Below are 3,026 nucleotides of genomic sequence, written 5' to 3' on the forward strand. Positions count from 1 at the left end.
AATCATTTTCATACTTTGCCTTTATCATTTCTTTATATATAATTGATAAGTTTTAAAGCTTTAAAATTCTATAATTTCTACTTTTATTTTACACTTAAATATTTTATGTTTTCTTAAGGTAATTTTATGATTAATCGCAAAAAAATCTATAATCCAAACTCCCAAGAAAGCGTGAATGAGCGCAAAATCTTTGGGGGTAATCCTACAAGCATTTTTGAACTGAATAAAATTAAATACCAATGGGCTTATAATCTTTGGAAAGTAATGCTTGCAAACTCTTGGTTTCCTGAAGAAGTCAATATGACACAAGATAAACGCGATTATGCTGATGGCTTAACTCCAGAAGAAAAAATCGGTTACGATAGAGCCTTAGCGCAACTTATTTTTATGGATTCTTTGCAGACAAATAACCTCATTGATAATGTGAATCCCTATATCACAAGCCCAGAAATCAATCTCATCTTAGTGCGTCAAGCTTTTGAAGAAGCCTTACATTCCCAAAGTTACGCCGTAATGGTAGAATCCATTTCGGCAAATACTGATGAAATCTATGAAATGTGGCGCACAGATATGCAGCTAAGAAACAAAAATGACTACATTGCAAATGTGTATGAGGAACTAGCACTCAATCCCACAGAATCCACACTTCTAAAGGCAATGTTTGCCAATCAAATCCTAGAGGGAATCTATTTTTATAGTGGATTTGCTTTTTTTTATACACTTGCAAGAAGTGGCAAAATGCTAGGAAGCGCGCAAATGATTCGCTTTATCCAACGCGATGAAGTAACGCATTTATTGCTATTCCAAAACCTCATCAATTCCTTAAAAAAAGAAATGCCACATCTTTTTACTAAAGACTTGATTGAAGAAGTGATTGAAATGTTTAGAGAGGCGGTGAAAGTAGAATCTGCTTGGGGAGATTATATTACACAAGGACAGATTCTAGGACTTACAAGCGAGATTATCCACGAATATATTCGCTATCTTGCCGATGATAGATTAAAGCGCGTGGGTTTGCCTCCGCTTTATAACGCTAAACACCCTATTAAATGGGTGGATTCTTTTAGTTCATTCAATGAACAAAAAACAAATTTCTTTGAGGGAAATGTAACAAATTACGCAAAAGGGAGTATAAATTTTGATGATTTCTAAGCCACTTTACACTTTACAACTTAAAACAAAGCAAAACTTTGAAGACAATTTGACACATTTAAAGAATCTCATTTTAGACTGCGAAAGCGATTCTATTATTTTAGCACCCGAGGTTTGCTTGACAAATTTTTGCTATCAGAGAATGGACGAGGCAGCCGAGTTTGCCAAAGTCGCCACAGAATCACTCTTGCGTCTTTGTAGTGATAGAGTCATCGTAATTACGATGATTGAAAAATACCGCAATGGATTCTATAATAACTTAAAAGTCTTTTACAAAGGTGAATTACTTCACAAACAAAGCAAACACAAGCTTTTTCCTCTAGGCAATGAGCATTTACATTTCCAAAGTGGGGATATAGCAGAAATTGCACCTTTTGAGATTGATGGAATCGTATGTGGCGCAATCAACTGCTTTGAATTACGTTTCATTGAGCTTTGGCAACTTCTCAAAGGTTGTGATTTGATTTTTGTTCCCGCACAATGGGGAAAAGAGCGCAAAGACAATTTTGAAACCCTCTCCAAAGCTTTAGCAATCACTACGCAAAGCTTCGTAATGGCTAGCAGCGGTGCAAACGACACTTGTGCTAAAGGAAGTGCAATTATCTCTCCTTTTGGCTATGCAACCAAAGACGACGAGCAAGAAGTGATTTCTTTGCGCGCAAATTTTAACGAAATCACACAAGCACGCAAATTTATTGATATTGGACTTAGCAAAACCCCATGCAATCCTTAAAAACCGCAAATATGGTGCTTGAAATCTCTAAGAGATTCCGCCTTAGCCCATCTGTTGAAAAAGCATTTTTAAGCATTAATCGTGAAATTTTCGTTCCCAATGGTTTTGCACACCTTGCTTACACTCTTGATGCTCTTCCTATGGGAGCTAGTCAATGGATTAGCTCTCCACTCACAGTTGCAAAAATGACAGAATATTTACAATGTGATGGTGCGGATTCTGTGCTAGAAATCGGCTGTGGAAGTGGGTATCAAGCAGCCATTTTAAGCAAGCTTATTCGTCGTGTATTCAGCATTGAAAGGATTGAAAAATTACTTTTAGAGGCAAGGACGCGCATCAAATTATGTGAGATTGCAAATATCAATACCAAGCTAGACGATGGGCAAAAGGGCTGGAGTGCTTACGCGCCTTATGATAGGATTTTGTTTTCTGCTTCTATTAGAGAGATTCCTCAAAGTCTTATCACGCAGTTAAGCGAAGGTGGAATCCTCATCGCACCATTAGAAATAGATAATGCGCAAGTCATCACGCGATTCATTAAACGCAATGGAATCTTAAGCGAAAGGCAAGAACTAGAGCATTGTATTTTTGTTCCTGTGCTCAATGGGCTAGATAAAGAATCCTAAGGATTTGAGTTTATAATTTTTCAATCCAAAAGCCCAAGCGTATGCGCTATCACAGCACCTTCACGCAAACCCTCATCAACCACTAAACACTCTTGGAATCCTAAAGCCTCCATAAAGCAAGTAAATAGAGCGATTCCAAAAGGCACAACATCAGCTTTATACATTCCAACAAGACCGACTTGCGATTCTTGAGAAAGTGCTAAAAATTTCGCCAATTCCACAGAAAAGTCCTCTCTTGTTAATTCTGTGCCAAAAATTGCTCTTGCATTATATTCTATAAGCCCCAACTTAAAAGCACATACCATTGTAGGAGTACCACTATTTGCCATCATAAAACGCGCTTTTCTCCCCTTTTGACAACATTCTTGCATAAACGAAAGAATCGGTTTCAAAAACTCCTCTCTTTGTGCCAACAATTTTTCCACACTCCCGTAACGTTCCTTTGCACTCACAATTCCAATGTCAAAACTTCTTGCTAGATTCCCATTCTCTCCACAAAGTACAAACTCACTACT

At 37.4% G+C, this 3,026-nt stretch carries 3 protein-coding genes and 1 pseudogene; 3 read left to right on the forward strand and 1 reads right to left on the reverse strand.

What is annotated here, in order from left to right:
* Positions 1-126: 126 nt before the first annotated feature.
* The 3 genes from Q1553_RS06845 to Q1553_RS06855 are packed head-to-tail and all read left to right on the forward strand — an operon-like array spanning position 127 to position 2,511.
* Positions 127-1,152, forward strand: coding sequence for a ribonucleotide-diphosphate reductase subunit beta (locus Q1553_RS06845; protein WP_115550980.1), 1,026 nt, complete (start codon positions 127-129; stop codon positions 1,150-1,152).
* Complete coding sequence (locus tag Q1553_RS06850; protein WP_297579324.1) at positions 1,142-1,885, forward strand: carbon-nitrogen hydrolase family protein; 744 nt, start codon at positions 1,142-1,144, stop codon at positions 1,883-1,885. Before Q1553_RS06845 ends, Q1553_RS06850 begins: the two co-directional genes overlap by 11 nt.
* Complete coding sequence (locus Q1553_RS06855; RefSeq protein WP_297579307.1) at positions 1,873-2,511, forward strand: protein-L-isoaspartate(D-aspartate) O-methyltransferase; 639 nt, start codon at positions 1,873-1,875, stop codon at positions 2,509-2,511. The genes Q1553_RS06850 and Q1553_RS06855 overlap by 13 nt, the downstream gene beginning before the upstream one ends.
* Before the next feature lie 20 nt (positions 2,512-2,531).
* On the opposite strand, the pseudogene Q1553_RS06860 reads toward Q1553_RS06855, so the two are convergent.
* A pseudogene (locus Q1553_RS06860) lies at positions 2,532-3,026 on the reverse strand (phosphatase); the annotation flags it as partial.

The sequence above is a fragment of the Helicobacter sp. UBA3407 genome (genome assembly GCF_949747025.1).
Classification (GTDB): domain Bacteria; phylum Campylobacterota; class Campylobacteria; order Campylobacterales; family Helicobacteraceae; genus Helicobacter_D; species Helicobacter_D ganmani.